The organism is Ideonella aquatica, from assembly GCF_018069755.1.
Lineage (GTDB): Bacteria > Pseudomonadota > Gammaproteobacteria > Burkholderiales > Burkholderiaceae_C > Ideonella > Ideonella aquatica.
Genome location: NZ_JAGQDE010000005.1, coordinates 195,881 through 210,635, shown reverse-complemented (window position 1 = coordinate 210,635; position 14,755 = coordinate 195,881). Strand labels below are relative to the sequence as shown.

Sequence of the window (14,755 nt, the reverse complement as noted above, 5' to 3'; positions counted from 1 at the left end):
GGGCAGGTCGGGCCCGGCGATGCATGGATCGTCGCGCGCTCGTCAGGCCGGCTCGCGTCTGCCTTGTAAAGTAAATCGGCCACCCGAAGGTGGCCGATCGTCAAGGCAGGCGCGCGGGGCGCGGCGTCATTGGCTGACGAAGGCGCGCTCGATGACGAAATCGCCCGGCGTGGTGGTGCTGCCCTCCTTCAGGCCGCGGGCTTCCATCATGGTCTTCAGGTCGCGCAGCATCTCGGGGCTGCCGCAGATCATCACGCGGTCCTCGGCAGCGTTGAGCGCCGGCACACCCAGGTCGGCGGCCATCTTGCCGTTCTCGATCAGGTCGGTCACGCGGCCCTGGTTCTGGAAGGGCTCGCGGGTGACGGTGGGGTAGTACTTGAACTGCTTGCTCACCATCTCGCCCAGGAACTCGTGCTGCGGCAGTTCCTTCGTGAGGTAGTCGTGGTAGGCCAGTTCCTTCACCTGGCGCACGCCGTGCACCAGGATGACTTCCTCGAACTTCTCGTAGGTGTCCGGGTCACGGATGATGCTCAGGAACGGCGCCATGCCGGTGCCGGTGGACAGCATGTACAGGCGCTTGCCCGGCACCAGGTAGTCGATCAGCAGCGTGCCCGTGGGCTTCTTGCCGACGATGATGCTGTCACCCACCTGGATGTGCTGCAGCCGGCTGGTCAGCGGGCCGTCCTGCACCTTGATGCTGAGGAACTCGAGGTGTTCCTCGTAGTTGGGACTGACGATGGAATAGGCGCGCAACAGCGGCTTGCCGTTCACCCGCAGGCCGATCATCGTGAAGTGACCGTTCGAGAAGCGCAGGCCGGTGTCGCGGGTGGTGGTGAAACTGAACAGGCGGTCGGTCCAGTGGTGCACGCTCAGGACGCGCTCTTCGTGAAAGGCACTCATGGGTGGGGCAGGGCAAGGGATGGGGGCTGGCGCCTGCGGCTGCGCATCAGGCATGCGCTGGCCGCTCGGCAAAAACCCTGTATTGTCGCCGATTGGCGCCATGGCGCTTGCGCTGCGTCAATTCCGCGGCCCATGCACCGCCGTGCGGCGCTCAGTGCTGGTCGCCGACGATGTGCAGGTCGAAGTCCACCAGGTGGCTGGCATCGAGCGGGCCGCGCGTGCCGTCGGTGGTCAGCGTGCCCTGGACCGTGCCGCTCCAGGTGACGCCCGGCAGGCCGCGGACAATGCCGCCGGTGGCGATCGGCTGGACCCGGTAGACGGTGCTGCTGCCGGGCGCCAGCGTGGCCACCGTGGCCCAGCGGCCGGTGGGGGCGGGCAGGGCGGCGTTGCCGCGCCAGCGGTCGCCGTTGCCGGTGCGCCCCGCGCCCTGGTCATAGGCCACCAGCGTGATCCACCAGGGGTAGGTGCCCAGGTTGATCATGCCGCCTGGCAGGCTGCCGACGGGCTGGGTGCGCACCTGCAGCTTGCGGCCGTCGGCGCTGACGCGTACCGCGTCCAGCCGCCAGGCGTAGGCCGGGCCGGTGTTGGCGGCGTTGTAGGCCAAATCGATCGGCGTGGCGGCGGCCCACAGCGGCACAGCGGCCAGCAGGGCGGTGAACAGGCGGCGGGTGAGCAGGCGCATCGAAGGTCTCCCTGGGGTGGAGACCCGATCCTGGCGTGCCAGCGTGATGGCCGCCTTAAGGCCGCAGGCTCAACGCCCCAGCCAGTCGGCCAGCACCTGGGCCTGGTGCTCGCCCAGCGTGGGCGGCGCCTGGCGGTAGCTGACCGGCGAGGCCGACAGCCGGATCGGGTTGGCCACGCCGGGCACCGAGCCAAAGGCCGGATGCGGCAGGTCGATCTTCAGGCCGCGGGCGATGACCTGCGGGTCGGTGAACACCTCGGCCAGGCGGTTGATCGGGCCGCAGGGCACGGCCTGCGACTCCAGCAGCGTGATCCACTCGGCGGTGGTCTTCATCACCGTGGCCTGGCGCAGCAGCGGAATCAGCACGGCGCGGTGGGTCACCCGCGCGGGGTTGGTGGCAAAGCGCTCATCGGTGGACCACTCCGGGTGACCCGCCGCGGCACAGAAGCGAGCGAACTGGCCGTCGTTGCCGATCGCCAGGATCATGTCGCCGTCGGCGGTGGGGAAGTCCTGGTAGGGCACGATGGTGGGGTGCGCGTTGCCCATGCGGCGCGGCGACGCGCCGGTGGTCAGGTAGCTGGCCGCCTGGTTGGCCAGTGCGGCCACCTGCACGTCCAGCAGGGCCAGGTCGATCTGCTGGCCTTCACCCGTGGCGTGGCGGTGGTTCAGCGCCGCCAGCACGGCGATCGTGGCGTACAGGCCAGTCATGATGTCGACCAGCGCCACGCCCACCTTTTGCGGTCCCGCGCCGTCTTCACCGTCGGGCCGGCCGGTCAGGCTCATCAGCCCGCCCAGACCCTGGATCAGGAAGTCGTAGCCGGCGCGCGGCGCATAGGGCCCGGTCTGGCCGAAGCCGGTGATCGAGCAGTAGATCAACCGCGGGTTGATCGCCTGCAGGCTGGCGTAGTCCAGGCCATAGGGCGCCAGGCCGCCGACCTTGAAGTTCTCCAGCACCACGTCGGCCTGCGCGGCCAGCTCGCGCAGCAGCGCCTGGCCCTCGGGCGTGGCCATGTCCACCGCGATGCTGCGCTTGTTGCGGTTGGCGCACTGGAAGTAGGCGGCCTGGCGGGTGTCGGCGCCGTCGGCATCCTTCACCCAGGGCGGGCCCCAGGCGCGGGTGTCGTCGCCGGCGCCGGGGCGCTCGACCTTCACCACATCAGCGCCCAGGTCGCCCAGCAACTGACCAGCCCAGGGGCCGGCCAGCACGCGCGAGAGGTCCAGGACCTTCAGGCCCTGCAGGGCGCCGGGGCTCATCATCAAAATGCCGCGATGCCGGTCATCGCACGGCCGAGGATCAGCGCATGGATGTCATGCGTGCCCTCATAGGTGTTGACCACCTCCAGGTTGACCAGGTGGCGGGCGATGCCGAACTCATCGGAGATGCCGTTGCCGCCCAGCATGTCGCGCGCGGTGCGGGCGATGTCCAGCGCCTTGCCGCAGCTGTTGCGCTTCATGATCGATGTGATCTCGACCGAGGCGCTGCCCTCGTCCTTCATGCGGCCCAGGCGCAGGCAGCCCTGCAGGCCCAGCGTGATCTCGGTCTGCATGTCGGCCAGCTTCTTCTGCACCAGCTGGTTGGCGGCCAGCGGCTTGCCGAACTGCTTGCGGTCCAGCGTGTACTGGCGCGCGGTGTGCCAGCAGAACTCGGCCGCGCCCAGCGCGCCCCAGGCGATGCCGTAGCGGGCGCTGTTCAGGCAGGTGAACGGACCCTTCAGGCCACGCACCTCGGGGAAGGCGTTCTCCTCGGGGCAGAAGACCTTGTCCATGACGATCTCGCCGGTGATGCTGGCGCGCAGGCCCACCTTGCCGTGGATCGCCGGGGCGCTCAGGCCCTTCCAGCCCTTTTCCAGCACGAAGCCGCGGATCTGGCCGTCATCGTCCTTGGCCCAGACCACGAACACATCGGCGATGGGGCTGTTGGTGATCCACATCTTGGCGCCGCTCAGCTCATAGCCGCCGTCCACCTGGCGGGCGCGGGTGACCATGCTGCCGGGGTCGGAGCCGTGGTCGGGCTCGGTCAGGCCGAAGCAGCCGATCCATTCCCCCGTGGCCAGTTTCGGCAGGTACTTGCGCTTGGTGGCCTCGTTGCCGAATTCGTTGATCGGCACCATCACCAGCGAGGACTGCACGCTCATCATCGAGCGGTAGCCTGAATCCACCCGCTCCACCTCGCGCGCCACCAGGCCGTAGCACACATAGTTCAGGCCGGCGCCGCCGTATTCCTCGGGAATGGTCGGGCCCAGCAGGCCGAGCTCGCCCATCTCGCGAAAGATCGCCACGTCGGTCTGCTCGTTGCGAAAGGCCTGCAGCACGCGAGGCGCCAGGCGGTCCTGGCAGTAGGCGCGGGCGGCGTCACGCACCGCGCGCTCGTCCTCGCTCAGCTGGCTGTCCAGCAGCAGCGGGTCGTCCCATTGGAAGCGGGCTTTGGCGGTGGTGGCATTCATGGGGGGTGGTCTCCGTGGCTCGGTGTTCAATCCTTGCATCCTAGGCGCACAGCGGGGCGGTGACAACCGAGAATATGGCATCCACATGTGCTGAAATAGAACTCCGAAAACGAGGCTTGACGGGTAACAAGTGGTTCGAGCCCCGGGGAAGGGGCCGTGCTGCGCTAGCATCCGGCGACGCCCGCAGCTCGGGCACAACGCAAGGAGGACAACAAGCATGGCAACACTTTCTGTGCTGGCGCCGGTTCGCACCGCGCTGGTGTTTTCCGGTCTGCTGCTGGGCATGTCGGCCTGCCAGTCCGGCGCCGCCCTGCCGGATGATGTGCGCGACTTCGTCGCCCGGCGCGACCAGTGCGACCACTTCCGCGGCGAGGAGACCGACAACGAGAAGCGACAGGCCTTTCTGGATGAGCAGCTGAAGAAGTACTGCACCGGCACCGACGCGCAACTGGCCCAGCTGAAGAAGAAGTACGCCGGCCAGTCCGCCGCGACCAAGGCGTTGTCGCGCTTCGATCCTCGCATCGAGTAAGGGGCACCGACATGGCAAGCCTGAGTGGATCGGTGGGCAAGGGTGGCGTGAACGCCGCCGCCGATGTGAAACTGGTGCAGCAGAAGCTCAAGACCTTCGCGGCCATGCCGGACGGCAAGAGCTTCGATGTCAAGGTGGACGGCAAGAACAGCAAGTCGCTGGAGGACGCGATCGCGGCATTCCAGAAGCGGGTGGCCGGCATGAGCCGGGGCGACAGCCTGGTGGAGCCCGGCGGCAAGACCTGGCGTGCCCTGAATGGCCCGGTGCCGGCACCGGCGCCTGCGGCCAAGGCCGCCGACCCGAAGAAGCTCAGCGGTGCCACCTGGTGGCGGGCCAACCAGGCCAAGTTCCCGAACAGCGACAAGGTGGGTGACCTGGCCGGTTCGTTCCAGTCGAACGTCAAGGCCTTTCTGAAGGCCCTGGACAGCGCCGGGGCCAGCGTCGACGTGGCCTCGACGCTGCGCAACAAGGAGCGGGCCTTCTTGATGCACTACGCGTGGGAGGTGTCGCGCGGCAACGTCAAGCCCGCGAAGGTGCCGGCGAACTCGGCGCTCGACATCGTCTGGGACCACGGCGACGACAAGGCCTCGGTGCAAGGGGCCAAGGAGATGGCCGACCTGTTCAAGCTGAAGTACAAGCCCTCGCTGACCTCGCGCCACATCGAGGGCAAGGCGATCGACATGAGCATCTCCTGGAGCGGCACGCTGAAGATTGCCGACAAGAAGGGCAAGACAGTGGAGATCGGCTCGCCCACCAACGGCGAGTCGAACAAGGAACTGCACAAGCTGGGCGCCACCTACGGCGTGGTCAAGCACCCGACCGATCCGCCGCACTGGTCCACCGACGGACGCTGAACCCGGTGCGCCGCAAGATCCCGTCCACCGCGGCGTTGGCCGCTTTCGAGGCCGCGGCGCGCCACCAGAGCTTCACCCGCGCGGCCGAGGAGCTGTCGGTCACGCAAAGCGCGGTGTGTCGGCAGATCGCCTCGCTGGAGGATTTCGTCGGCGTGCCCTTGTTCCGCCGCGGCCAGCGCGGCGTGCTGTTGACCGAGGCCGGGCGGCGCTACGCGCGCAGCGTGGCAGCGCGGCTGGATGCGGTGGAGCGCGACACGCTGGACCTGATGGCCCAGGCCGGACAGGCGGCGGGCGGCGCGCTGGAGCTGGCCGTGGTGCCCACCTTTGCCACGCAGTGGCTGCTGCCCCGGTTGGCGCGCTTTCAGGCGGCGCACCCGGGCATCACGCTGCACTTCACGCCGCGCACGCGGCCCTTCCTGTTTGACGACGAGTCCCCGTTCGATGCGGCCATCCAGCCGGCCGAGTCGCCCTGGCCGGGCACCCAGGGCCTGGCGCTGCTGCCCGAGCACCTGATCGCGGTGGCGTCACCCGCGCTGCTGCAGGGCCGGCGGGTGCGCAGCGTGGCCGATGTGGCGGCGCTGCCGCTGCTGCAGGCCAGCACCCGGCCTGATGCCTGGCGCCAGTGGTTCGAGGCGCAAGGCCTGCAGGTGGAGCAGGCCATGGCCGGCGCGCGCATGGAGTTGTTCTCGATGCTGGCCGAGGCGGCGGCCCAGGGGCTGGGCGCAGCGCTGGTGCCGCGCCTGCTGGTCGAGAACGAGCTGGCCTCCGGCCGGCTGCAGCAGTTGCTGCCCTTTGCGCTGGACAGCGGCCGCCGCTACCACCTGCTGTACCCACCGCACAAGGCCGACCTGGCGCCGCTGCAGGCACTGGCCGACTGGCTGGCGCAGGAGGCGCACGCCGCGCAGTCCGCCACGCTGTCGGGGAGTCCGTGACCATGAGCACCTTCACCCGGGGACACTGCCTGTGCGGTGCCGTGCAATTGCAAGCGCCGCTGCCCGCCCGCTGGGTGGCGCATTGCCACTGCACAATGTGCCAGCGCGCGCACGGCGCCGGCGTGGTCACCTGGGCCGGCTTCGATGAGGCGGCGGTGCAGGTGGACGATGCGCAGGGCCAGCTGCGCTGGTACGCCTCCAGCCCCGAGGCGCGCCGCGCCCACTGCGGCCGCTGCGGCACGCCGATGCTGTTCGCCTCCAGCCGCTGGCCGGGCGAGCTGCACCTGGCGCGCGCGCTGCTGGACGAGGCGCTGACCCAGCCGCCCGCGGCCCATGTGTTCCATGACACCCATGTCGACTGGCTGATGCTGGGCGACACGCTGCCGCGCCATGCGGCCACCGACAGCACCTGAGCACTACACTGGCCGTCCAACTCCATGGAGTGCCGACGATGAAACCCAGGCTGGAATCCGTGCTGCTGGCGGCCTTGCTGGGTACGCTGAGCAGCGGCCCCGTTGCCGCCCAGACCACCGAGCCCGCCTGGACCGTGGCCGGCCGCCAGGGCCTGGTGCGCCAGGTGATCGTGCCCACGGCGCTGGCCAAGAACGAGGCGGCCTACCAGCGCCAGATCGCCCAGCTGTGCGGGGCCGATGAGACCTGCTTCCTGAACTTCTACACCAACAGCACCGGCGCCGAGGTGGCGCTGCCGCTGCCCGACGCCATCGCCAACGAGGCCACCGCCACCTGGCGGCGCTCGATGAAGAACGGCGCGCGGCTGTTCACCTGGAGCTGCCGGCTGCAGGTGCCGGACCGGCCCTGTTTCTGATGTCCACCAGGCACCCTGCCGGCGAACTGCTGCCCATCGACCGCGAGCCGTCGGTCGCGTTGCGTGCGGCGGCCGACAGCGTTGAGCCGTTGGGCTGGGTGCTGCAGGCCACGCTCGATCTGTACGCCAGGCGCGGCTACCAGCCCCCGTGGATCGGCTATGTGTGGCGAGAGGACGATGCGTACCGGGGCTCCTGTGGCTGGGCCGGTCCACCGGATGCCACGGGTGAGGTGGAGTTGGCCTACTTCAGCTTCCCGGGACACGAAGGGCAGGGCGTGGCCACGCGCATGGCGCGGGCGCTGCTGGCGCAGTGCTTCCCGGCCGCCGATGGCCTGCGGCTGATCGCTCACACGCTGCCGCAGGAGGGGCCGTCGTGCCGCATCCTGCGCGGCCTGGGCTTCGAGTGTCTGGGGCCGATCGAGCACCCCGACGACGGCACGGTCTGGAAGTGGCGCGAGCCCGCCCATGTCGCAGCCGAGGCCCCGCAGGCGGCGCTGTTGCAGCGTCTGGCAGCCATGCCGGCCGAGCTGCGCGCGGCGCTGTCCGGCCTGGACACCGCCACGCTGCGCCGCCAGCCGCTGCACGACCGCTCACCGCTGCAGGAACACGCCTTCCACCTGTGGGACTGCGAGGCCCGGCTCTACGCGCCGCGCATCCGCCGCACGCTGACCGAGACCCTGCCCTGGCTGGCGCCGGTGGCCATTGGCGGCTGGGTCGAGGCGCATGGCTACTTCAACCGTCCCTTGGTCGAGGGCTTGGAGGGATTTGCCCAGGCCCGGGGCGCGCTGGTCGAAACGCTGCGCGCATTGGCATCCGCCGACTGGGGCCGTCTGGCGCGCCGCGCCGATGGGCGGCATCACAGCGTGCGGGCCTTGCTGGATGAGCTGCTGGCGCACGACGAGGACCATCGACAGCGCATCGCGGCGATCCTGTCGGCCTGATCAGGCCTTGTCGGCTGCGCTGGTGAAGCTGTCGGCGAAAAATTGCTCGGCGGGCAGGCCGCAGCGCCCGGTGAAGTCGCGCTGCGCCGCGTCCACCATCGCCGGCAGGCCGCAGGCGTAGACCTGGTGGCCGCTCAGGTCCGGGTGGTCGGCCATCACCGCCTGGTGGACCAGGCCGGTGCGGCCGCGCCAGCCGTCCTCGGGCCCCGGCTCGGAGAGCACCGGCACGTAGCGCAGGTTCGGCATCTGCGCGGCGGTGGCATCGGCCCAGTCGTGCAGGTACAGGTCGCGCCGGCTGCGGCAGCCCCAGTACAGCGTGGCGGGGCGGGTGATGCCTTGCTGCTGCAGGCGCTCGATCAGCGCCTTGATCGGCGCCAGGCCGGTGCCCGAGGCCAGCAGGATGATCGGCGCGGCCGAGTCCTCGCGCAGGAAGAAGCTGCCGAAGGGGCCTTCCATGCGCACGATGTCCTTTTCCTTCATCGTGCTGAAGACCTGGTCGGTGAACAGGCCGCCGGGCAGGTGGCGCAGGTGCAGCTCGATGCTGGGCGGCGTGCCCAGGTTGTGCGGCGCGTTGGCCATGGAGTAGGCGCGGCGGCTGCCGTCACGCAGGATGAACTCGATGTACTGGCCGGCGTGGTAGCCAAAGGCCTGGTTGGCCGGCAGCTGCACGCGCAGACGCATCACATCGGGCGCCAGCCGCTCCATCGCCAGCACGCGGCCCGGCAGCTTCACCACCGGGTGCTCTCCGGCACCGGTGACGCTGCGGGCCTCGACCACGCAGTCGGTCTGTGGTGTGGCGCAGCAGGTCAGCACCAGGCCCTGCGCCTCCTCGGCGGCACTGAGCGCCTTCTCGGCATGCGCGCCGTGGATCACGCGGCCGTCCAGCAGACGTGACTTGCACGAGCCGCAGGCGCCGTCCTTGCACCCGTAGGGCAGGCCGATGCCGCTGCGGATCGCGGCGTTCAGGATGGGCTCGTCGCGCGCCACGTCGAAATGGCGCTCGGAGGGAGTCAGGGTGATGCGAAAGCTCATGATAGGCAGGCCACTACACTGCCGCGATTGTCCCCGATGCCCCGAAAGACCCGATGCCGCGTACCCTCGACCACCGCCCCTCGCTGCTGATCGTCGGCTGCGGCGATGTGGGGATGCGGGTGCTGCGCCTGCTGGCTGGCCGTTGGCGCGTGCTGGCGCTCACCAGCCAGGCTGCGCGAACGGCTGAGCTGCGCTCGGCCGGGGCCACACCGCTGATCGCTGACCTGGACCAGCCCGCCAGCCTGTGGCGGCTGGCCGGCCTGGCTGATGCGGTGCTGCATCTGGCACCGCCACCGGGCAGCGGTCGCGAGGATCCGCGCACCCGACATCTGCTGCAGGCGCTGGCGCGCTGCGGCCAGCGGCCGCGGGTGCTGGTCTATGGCAGCACCACCGGTGTCTACGGCGACGCTGGCGGCGCGCTGTTTGACGAGACCCGTCCGGTCGCGCCCAGCACCGAGCGCGCCTGGCGCCGGGTGGATGCCGAGCGCGCGCTGCGCGCCGCCGGCCGATGCGGCTGGCGCGTGGCGCTGCTGCGCATTCCCGGCATCCACGCTGCGGACCGCGTCGGCGGCTCGGTACTCGACCGGGTGCGCCAGGGCCGGCCGCTGCTGCGGCCCGAGGACGACGTATTCACCAACCACATCCACGCCGATGACCTGGCGCGCGCCTGCGTGGCCGCGCTGTGGCGTGGCGGCCCGCAGCGGGCCTACCACATCACTGATGGTGTCGATTGCCTGATGGGCGAGTGGTATGACCAGGCGGCCGACCTGGCCGGCCTGCCGCGGCTGCCGCGCGTCTCGCGCGACGACATGGCCCGCACGGCGTCGCCCATGAGCCTGAGCTTCATGGGTGAATCACGCCGGCTGCGCAACGAGCGCATGCGGGCTGAGCTGGGCGTCGAGCCCCGGCACCAGACGCCGGGTTGAGCCTGCAGAACCGTTTTACCAGCGGCGGCGGCCGCTGAACGGCGGCTGCCCGCGCCAGTAGCGGATCATCAGCCAGGCGCCCAGCATGCCGCCCAGGTGGGCGAAGTGCGCCACCCCGGTGTAGCCCATCAGGCCCTGCAGCAACTCCAGCCCGCCGAAGACCAGCACGAAGGTGCGCTGCTTCATCGGGATGGGCGGGAACAGCGGCATGATGGTGCGGTTCGGGAACAGCATGGCCGAGGCCAGCAGCAGGCCGTACAGGCCGCCCGAGATACCGATCGTCGGGCCCATGCTGCCGGCCAGTGCGGTGATCAGCATCTGGGTCAGCGCAGCCGTCAGGACCGAGGCCGCAATGAACTGCAGGTAGCGCTTCTGGCCCCACAGGCGCTCGATCTCGGCGCCGAACATGTACATGCCCAGCATGTTGAAGAACAGGTGCAGCATGTCGCCATGCAGGAAGGCGTAGCTCACCACCTGCCAAGGCATGAACTGGCCGCTGGCCAGCGGCCACAGGCCGAACCAGTTGACCAGGCCGTAGCCACCCAGCAGGAACTGCAGGCAGAAGATGGCGGTGCAGGCCAGCATCAGGGCCTTGGTGACGGGAGGCAGGGGTGGCATGGCGTCGGTGTTGCGGCGCTGGTGCCCATGGCCAGACTCGAACTGGCACGCCTTGCGGCGGCGGATTTTGAATCCGCTACGTCTACCGATTTCGTCACATGGGCGCATCGGGCCGGGGCGGGGCCCCGGTGCTGCGAGGGATGGATTATGGCATGGGGGGGTGTTGGCCTGGGGGGTGGGGGAGGGACATCGGTTGGCCATCGGTTGGCCGCGGCCGTCGCCAGCGGTCGGACAGTGGACCCACCCCGGCAGACCCCATCGCCGGGGCCCCCATCCGATCACCGCATAGCGCAGGAGAACCGCCATGACCTCCAACACCTTCATCCACCTCGCCTTGGGCCTGGCTGGCCTGGTCAGCGCCGCTGACGCGCTCGCCGACACCGCCGATGCGCAGCTGAGCGTCCACAGCGACGGTCTGCCGGCGCAGCTCAGCACCACCGCGGCGCCGCCGGCAGCGGGCTTTCGCGGCCGCTCGGGCCCCGGCGTGGTGGCCGATGCCGAGTCCGAGTTCCCGGCGCAGAAGTTCAGCCCCGCTGAGATGGCTGAGTTCGCGGCGCGCTACCGCCCGATGGTGGCACCGTCCGCCCGTGGTGGCGACGCTGCAGTGCCGGAGTCGGTGCTGGATTCGGACCGGCGATTCCGCGTCTATCCGCAGGAGTCGGGCTACCCCTACCGGGCGGTGGGTCTGCTGAGCTTCACACAGGGCAGCGGCAGCTACACCTGCACCGGCTGGCTGATCAGTGCCGACACCGTGGCCACCGCCGGCCACTGCGTGCACTCCGGGGGCACGGGCGGCGTGTGGTCCACCAGCATGCGCTTCTACCCGGGCCGCAATGCTGGCAGCGCGCCCTATGGCTCGTGCACGGCCAAGCGGCTGAGCTCGGTGACCGGCTGGACCCGCAACGCCGACGAGAACTACGACTACGGCTCGGTCAAGCTCAACTGCACCGTGGGCAACACGACGGGCTGGCTGGGCCGCTGGTGGACCACCGGCAGCCAGGTGAACCTGCCGATCGCGATCGTCGGTTACCCCGGTGACAAGCCCAGCGCCACGCAGTGGGGCGGCGCCGGCCGGATCGCCGCCTCCGAGACGCGCAAGACCCGCTATTTTGTCGACACCGCAGGTGGCCAGAGCGGCGCGCCGGTGATCCAGGCCGACGGCACCGGCCCCGGCGGCTGCCAGGGCGATTGCGGCCTGGCGATCCACGCCTACGGCGCCGACAGCCTGGGCCGCAACAGCGCCACGCGCATCACGCAGACGGTCAACACCAACTTGCAGACCTGGATCGACACGCCCTGAGGCCTGAAACCCAGGCCCGGCAAGGAGCGCGGGGCAACGTGATAATCGGCCGTCAACGCGCCTGCCTCCTTGCCATGCCCACCTACCTGACCCTGGAAGACGCCATCGGCCGCACGCCGCTGGTGCGCCTGCAGCGCCTGCCCGGCGCCGAGATCGCCGCGCGCGGCAATGTCATCCTGGGCAAGCTCGAGGGCAACAACCCGGCCGGCTCGGTCAAGGACCGGCCCGCCATCAACATGATCCGCCAGGCCGAGGCGCGCGGCGAGATCCGCCCCGGCGATACGCTGATCGAGGCCACCTCGGGCAACACCGGCATCGCGCTGGCGATGGCCGCGGCGATCAAGGGCTACCGCATGGTGCTGATCATGCCGGAGGACCTGTCGATCGAGCGTGCGCAAACGATGAAGGCCTTTGGCGCCGAGCTGATCCTGACGCCCAAGTCCGGCGGCATGGAGCTGGCCCGCGACCTGGCCGAGCAGATGCAGCAGGCCGGCAAGGGCCGCATGCTCGACCAGTTCGCCAACCCCGACAACCCGGCGGTGCACTACGACAGCACCGGTCCCGAGATCTGGGCCGACACCGACGGCCGGATCACCCATTTTGTCAGCGCCATGGGCACCACCGGCACGATCACCGGCGTCTCGCGCTTCCTGAAGGAAAAGAGCCCGGCGGTGCGCATCGTCGGTGCGCAGCCCTCCGAGGGATCACGCATCCCCGGCATCCGCAAATGGCCCGAGGCCTACCTGCCCAAGATCTACGACCCGGCGGCGGTGGACGAGCTGGTCTACGTCAGCCAGTCCGATGCCGAGGACATGGCACGCCGGCTGGCGGCCGAGGAAGGCCTGTTCGCCGGCATCTCGGCGGCGGGTGCCTGCTGGGTGGCGCTGCAGCTGGCGCGCACGCTGGAGAACGCGACCATCGTCTTCATCGTGTGCGACCGCGGCGACCGCTACCTCTCGACCGGGGTGTTTCCGGCGTGAGTGAAGGCTGGCGCTTCTGTCCGCAGTGTGCGGCGCCTCTGGCGCTGCGTGTGGCCGACGAGGACGGCGGCCCCAAGGAGCGCCTGCGCTGCACCGCCTGCGACTTCACCCACTGGAACAACCCCACGCCGGTGCTGGCGGCGGTGGTGGAATGCACCGACCGCGACGGCCGCATCCTGTTGGCCCGCAACGCCGCCTGGAGCGGGCGCATGTTCGCGCTGATCACCGGCTTCATGGAGGCCGGCGAAACCGCCGAGGCCGGCATCGCCCGGGAGGTGGCGGAAGAGACCGCGCTGACGGTGGACCGCGTCGAGCTGATCGGCGTCTGGGACTTCCAGCGCATGAACCAGGTGATCATCGCCTTTCATGTGCAGGCTCGTGGCGAGATCCAGCTGTCGCCCGAGCTGGCTGAGTACAAGCTGTTCGCGCCGGCCGACGTGGTCTGCTGGCCCGCCGGCACCGGCCATGCGATGGCGCAGTTCCTGCGCAGCCGAGGCCTTGAGCCGCGCTATTTCCAGCCCGGTGAACAGCCGGCGCGTTGAGCCCTAGAATGTCCTCAGGAGAACGCACGCCATGGACGCCCAGAAGGAAATCGACACCCGCGGTCTGAATTGCCCGCTGCCCATCCTGAAAGCCAAGAAGGCGCTGTCCGAGATGTCCAGCGGCGACCTGCTCAAGGTCGTGGCCACTGACCCCGGCTCGATGCGCGACTTCCAGGCCTTTGCCCGCCAGACCGGCAATGAACTGGTGGAGCAGACGGCCCAGGGCGAGGAGTTCATCCACCTGCTGCGGCGCCGCTGAGCGCTCTGGCGCCCCAAGAAAAAAGGGCCTGCAGTTGCAGGCCCTTGTCGCTGATGGCGTGGGATCAGAGATCCAGCGTCTTCAGGAAGTCCCGGAAGCCAGGGCCCAGCTGCGGGTGCGCCAGCGCCAGCTCCACATTGGCCTCCAGGAAGCCTTCCTTGCTGCCGCAGTCGTAGCGGCGGCCTTCATAGCGGTAGGCGAAGACCTTCTCGCGGCGCATCAGCGCGGCAATGCCGTCGGTCAGCTGGATCTCGCCGCCCACGCCGCGCGGCAGGTTGGCGATCTCGCGGAAGATGCCCGGCGTCAGGATGTAGCGGCCGGCCACACCCAGGCGCGAGGGGGCGTTCTCGGGCAACGGCTTCTCGACGATGTGGGTCAGGTCCATCAGCCGGTCATTGATGGGGGTGCCGGCGCAGATGCCGTAGCGCCTGGTGTGCTCGGCGGGCACTTCCTGCACCGCCAGGATCGAGGCCTGCCACTCGGCGAACTGGTCGACCATCTGCTTCATGATCGAGGGCTCGCCCACCATCAGGTCATCGGCCAGCAGCACCGCGAAGGGTTCATTGACCACCACCGACTGCGCACACAGCACCGCGTGGCCCAGGCCCAGGGCCTTGGGTTGGCGGATGTAGATGCACTCCATGTCGTCGGGCTTGATCGAGTGCACCAGCTCCAGCAGCTCGCGCTTGTTGCCGGCCTCCAGCTCGGACTCCAACTCGTAGGCAGTGTCGAAGTGATCGGGAATGGCGCGCTTGTTGCGGCCGTTCACGAAGATCATCTGCTTGATGCCGGCCGAGTAGGCCTCCTCCACGGCGTACTGGATCAGCGGCTTGTCGACCACCGGCAGCATTTCCTTGGGGTTGGCCTTGGTGGCCGGCAGGAAACGCGTGCCCAGACCGGCGACGGGGAAGACGGCTTTGTTGACGCGCATGGGCTCGTTGTTCCAGTTGGGGAGGTTCATGGAAATTCTGGCATGCATAAACCTTGCCT

At 69.5% G+C, this 14,755-nt stretch carries 18 protein-coding genes and 1 tRNA gene; 11 read left to right on the top strand and 8 right to left on the bottom strand.

Annotated features, from left to right (window positions below; genetic code table 11):
* Nucleotides 1-126: 126 nt before the first annotated feature.
* From KAK06_RS08420 to KAK06_RS08405, 4 genes are all read right to left on the bottom strand, one after another.
* The gene (locus KAK06_RS08420) at nucleotides 127-900 is read right to left on the bottom strand and encodes a ferredoxin--NADP reductase (protein ID WP_210801493.1); all 774 of its coding nucleotides are present in this window, start codon (nucleotides 898-900) and stop codon (nucleotides 127-129) included.
* Between the two features lie 151 nt (nucleotides 901-1,051).
* On the bottom strand, nucleotides 1,052-1,582 hold the full coding sequence (locus KAK06_RS08415; protein WP_210801492.1) for a hypothetical protein: 531 nt from the start codon (nucleotides 1,580-1,582) through the stop codon (nucleotides 1,052-1,054).
* A gap of 69 nt (nucleotides 1,583-1,651) precedes the next feature.
* On the bottom strand, nucleotides 1,652-2,839 hold the full coding sequence (locus KAK06_RS08410; RefSeq protein WP_210801491.1) for a CaiB/BaiF CoA transferase family protein: 1,188 nt from the start codon (nucleotides 2,837-2,839) through the stop codon (nucleotides 1,652-1,654).
* A complete protein-coding gene (locus KAK06_RS08405) occupies nucleotides 2,839-4,026 on the bottom strand; it encodes an acyl-CoA dehydrogenase (protein WP_210801490.1) in 1,188 nt (395 codons plus the stop codon). The genes KAK06_RS08410 and KAK06_RS08405 overlap by 1 nt, the downstream gene beginning before the upstream one ends.
* Before the next feature lie 217 nt (nucleotides 4,027-4,243).
* On the opposite strand from KAK06_RS08405, the gene KAK06_RS08400 reads away from it, so the two are divergent.
* From KAK06_RS08400 to KAK06_RS08375, 6 genes are read left to right on the top strand one after another with little or no spacing between them, the layout of a single operon-like run.
* Complete coding sequence (locus KAK06_RS08400; protein ID WP_210801489.1) at nucleotides 4,244-4,555, top strand: hypothetical protein; 312 nt, start codon at nucleotides 4,244-4,246, stop codon at nucleotides 4,553-4,555.
* A gap of 11 nt (nucleotides 4,556-4,566) precedes the next feature.
* Nucleotides 4,567-5,409, top strand: coding sequence for a peptidoglycan-binding domain-containing protein (locus tag KAK06_RS08395; protein WP_210801488.1), 843 nt, complete (start codon nucleotides 4,567-4,569; stop codon nucleotides 5,407-5,409).
* 5 nt (nucleotides 5,410-5,414) lie between these two features.
* On the top strand, nucleotides 5,415-6,341 hold the full coding sequence (locus KAK06_RS08390; RefSeq protein ID WP_210801487.1) for a LysR substrate-binding domain-containing protein: 927 nt from the start codon (nucleotides 5,415-5,417) through the stop codon (nucleotides 6,339-6,341).
* A 2-nt stretch (nucleotides 6,342-6,343) separates the two neighbouring features.
* Nucleotides 6,344-6,754 (top strand): GFA family protein, encoded by a 411-nt coding sequence (locus KAK06_RS08385; RefSeq protein WP_210801486.1) that lies wholly within the window; start codon nucleotides 6,344-6,346, stop codon nucleotides 6,752-6,754.
* Between the two features lie 38 nt (nucleotides 6,755-6,792).
* On the top strand, nucleotides 6,793-7,167 hold the full coding sequence (locus KAK06_RS08380; RefSeq protein WP_210801485.1) for a hypothetical protein: 375 nt from the start codon (nucleotides 6,793-6,795) through the stop codon (nucleotides 7,165-7,167).
* A complete protein-coding gene (locus KAK06_RS08375; RefSeq protein WP_210801484.1) occupies nucleotides 7,167-8,108 on the top strand; it encodes a GNAT family N-acetyltransferase in 942 nt (313 codons plus the stop codon). The genes KAK06_RS08380 and KAK06_RS08375 overlap by 1 nt, the downstream gene beginning before the upstream one ends.
* Here the strand turns inward: KAK06_RS08375 and KAK06_RS08370 are convergent, their stop codons facing one another.
* Nucleotides 8,109-9,140 (bottom strand): CDP-6-deoxy-delta-3,4-glucoseen reductase, encoded by a 1,032-nt coding sequence (locus KAK06_RS08370; protein WP_210801483.1) that lies wholly within the window; start codon nucleotides 9,138-9,140, stop codon nucleotides 8,109-8,111.
* Nucleotides 9,141-9,193: 53 nt separating this feature from the next.
* On the opposite strand from KAK06_RS08370, the gene KAK06_RS08365 reads away from it, so the two are divergent.
* Nucleotides 9,194-10,066 (top strand): NAD-dependent epimerase/dehydratase family protein, encoded by an 873-nt coding sequence (locus KAK06_RS08365; RefSeq protein ID WP_210801482.1) that lies wholly within the window; start codon nucleotides 9,194-9,196, stop codon nucleotides 10,064-10,066.
* 15 nt (nucleotides 10,067-10,081) lie between these two features.
* Here KAK06_RS08365 and KAK06_RS08360 read toward each other — a convergent pair whose 3' ends face one another.
* Together KAK06_RS08360 and KAK06_RS08355 are read right to left on the bottom strand one after the other, a co-directional pair.
* Entirely contained in the window at nucleotides 10,082-10,684 is a 603-nt protein-coding gene (locus tag KAK06_RS08360; RefSeq protein WP_210801481.1) for a rhomboid family intramembrane serine protease, read from the bottom strand.
* Between the two features lie 19 nt (nucleotides 10,685-10,703).
* Nucleotides 10,704-10,788, bottom strand: a tRNA-Leu gene (locus KAK06_RS08355).
* A gap of 200 nt (nucleotides 10,789-10,988) precedes the next feature.
* On the opposite strand from KAK06_RS08355, the gene KAK06_RS08350 reads away from it, so the two are divergent.
* The 4 genes from KAK06_RS08350 (at nucleotide 10,989) to KAK06_RS08335 (ending at nucleotide 13,765) form a co-directional block, all read left to right on the top strand.
* Nucleotides 10,989-11,984 (top strand): trypsin-like serine peptidase, encoded by a 996-nt coding sequence (locus tag KAK06_RS08350; protein WP_210801480.1) that lies wholly within the window; start codon nucleotides 10,989-10,991, stop codon nucleotides 11,982-11,984.
* 74 nt (nucleotides 11,985-12,058) lie between these two features.
* Nucleotides 12,059-12,964, top strand: a complete 906-nt coding sequence (gene cysM / locus KAK06_RS08345; RefSeq protein WP_210801479.1) for a cysteine synthase CysM — start codon at nucleotides 12,059-12,061, stop codon at nucleotides 12,962-12,964.
* Nucleotides 12,961-13,506 carry an NUDIX hydrolase gene (locus KAK06_RS08340; protein ID WP_210801478.1) on the top strand — a complete coding sequence of 182 codons (546 nt, stop codon included), beginning with the start codon at nucleotides 12,961-12,963 and terminating at the stop codon, nucleotides 13,504-13,506. Before cysM ends, KAK06_RS08340 begins: the two co-directional genes overlap by 4 nt.
* A gap of 31 nt (nucleotides 13,507-13,537) precedes the next feature.
* Nucleotides 13,538-13,765 (top strand): sulfurtransferase TusA family protein, encoded by a 228-nt coding sequence (locus KAK06_RS08335; protein WP_210801477.1) that lies wholly within the window; start codon nucleotides 13,538-13,540, stop codon nucleotides 13,763-13,765.
* Between the two features lie 64 nt (nucleotides 13,766-13,829).
* On the opposite strand, the gene galU is transcribed toward KAK06_RS08335, so the two are convergent.
* Nucleotides 13,830-14,696 carry a UTP--glucose-1-phosphate uridylyltransferase GalU gene (gene galU / locus KAK06_RS08330; RefSeq protein ID WP_210801520.1) on the bottom strand — a complete coding sequence of 289 codons (867 nt, stop codon included), beginning with the start codon at nucleotides 14,694-14,696 and terminating at the stop codon, nucleotides 13,830-13,832.
* Nucleotides 14,697-14,755 lie beyond the last annotated feature (59 nt).

Excerpts from the sequence above, each read along its gene's own strand:
- KAK06_RS08420 (WP_210801493.1), bottom strand. The coding sequence starts at position 900 with ATGAGTGCCTTTCACGAAGAGCGCGTCCTGAGCGTGCACCACTGGACC.
- KAK06_RS08415 (WP_210801492.1), bottom strand. The coding sequence starts at position 1,582 with ATGCGCCTGCTCACCCGCCGCCTGTTCACCGCCCTGCTGGCCGCTGTG.
- KAK06_RS08410 (WP_210801491.1), bottom strand. The coding sequence starts at position 2,839 with ATGATGAGCCCCGGCGCCCTGCAGGGCCTGAAGGTCCTGGACCTCTCG.
- KAK06_RS08405 (WP_210801490.1), bottom strand. The coding sequence starts at position 4,026 with ATGAATGCCACCACCGCCAAAGCCCGCTTCCAATGGGACGACCCGCTG.
- KAK06_RS08400 (WP_210801489.1), top strand. The coding sequence starts at position 4,244 with ATGGCAACACTTTCTGTGCTGGCGCCGGTTCGCACCGCGCTGGTGTTT.
- KAK06_RS08395 (WP_210801488.1), top strand. The coding sequence starts at position 4,567 with ATGGCAAGCCTGAGTGGATCGGTGGGCAAGGGTGGCGTGAACGCCGCC.
- KAK06_RS08385 (WP_210801486.1), top strand. The coding sequence starts at position 6,344 with ATGAGCACCTTCACCCGGGGACACTGCCTGTGCGGTGCCGTGCAATTG.
- KAK06_RS08380 (WP_210801485.1), top strand. The coding sequence starts at position 6,793 with ATGAAACCCAGGCTGGAATCCGTGCTGCTGGCGGCCTTGCTGGGTACG.
- KAK06_RS08375 (WP_210801484.1), top strand. The coding sequence starts at position 7,167 with ATGTCCACCAGGCACCCTGCCGGCGAACTGCTGCCCATCGACCGCGAG.
- KAK06_RS08370 (WP_210801483.1), bottom strand. The coding sequence starts at position 9,140 with ATGAGCTTTCGCATCACCCTGACTCCCTCCGAGCGCCATTTCGACGTG.
- KAK06_RS08365 (WP_210801482.1), top strand. The coding sequence starts at position 9,194 with ATGCCGCGTACCCTCGACCACCGCCCCTCGCTGCTGATCGTCGGCTGC.
- KAK06_RS08360 (WP_210801481.1), bottom strand. The coding sequence starts at position 10,684 with ATGCCACCCCTGCCTCCCGTCACCAAGGCCCTGATGCTGGCCTGCACC.
- KAK06_RS08350 (WP_210801480.1), top strand. The coding sequence starts at position 10,989 with ATGACCTCCAACACCTTCATCCACCTCGCCTTGGGCCTGGCTGGCCTG.
- cysM (WP_210801479.1), top strand. The coding sequence starts at position 12,059 with ATGCCCACCTACCTGACCCTGGAAGACGCCATCGGCCGCACGCCGCTG.
- KAK06_RS08335 (WP_210801477.1), top strand. The coding sequence starts at position 13,538 with ATGGACGCCCAGAAGGAAATCGACACCCGCGGTCTGAATTGCCCGCTG.
- galU (WP_210801520.1), bottom strand. The coding sequence starts at position 14,696 with ATGCGCGTCAACAAAGCCGTCTTCCCCGTCGCCGGTCTGGGCACGCGT.